Annotated in this window: 1 protein-coding gene; it reads left to right on the top strand. The window is 44.3% G+C overall.

Annotated elements, in window-relative coordinates; all coding sequences use genetic code 11:
• Positions 1–32: 32 nt before the first annotated feature.
• The coding region (locus ACYUCW_RS18185; RefSeq protein WP_460409190.1) for an RHS repeat-associated core domain-containing protein at positions 33–415 on the top strand (383 nt) is incomplete at its 3' end.

The following is a 415-nucleotide window of genomic DNA, read 5'->3' as shown; positions in this document are numbered from 1 at the left end:
GATTCTACGACCCACAGATAGGCCGTTTTATCATGCCTGACCCAATTGGGTTATTGGGTGGGATTAATCTGTATCAATATGCGCCGAATCCGTTGGGCTGGGTTGACCCTTGGGGGTTAACTGCTGTTGATGCTCCCGGATATTATGTTTATGGCTTGTTCGATTCAGGCGCAAAAGAGCCTTATTATGTTGGTATTACTGATGACCCGATGAGACGATCAGGTGAGCATCGAGTTAGTGGTCGATTAACTTCAGGTGCAAGCATGAAAACTTTAGATAAAAATGTCAACTACGGCCAAGCCCGCGGCTACGAACAGTATTATATTGAGAAGTATGGTACGAGAACTGGAACTATCGGTGAAGATATATCGTCAATCAACCGAGGGAACAAATACAATTCATTTGACCATAACCG

The sequence above is a fragment of the Proteus sp. MB838 genome (assembly GCF_054767435.1).
Note: the sequence above shows the minus strand (reverse complement) of the source record. Positions and strands in the feature narration are given on the sequence as shown.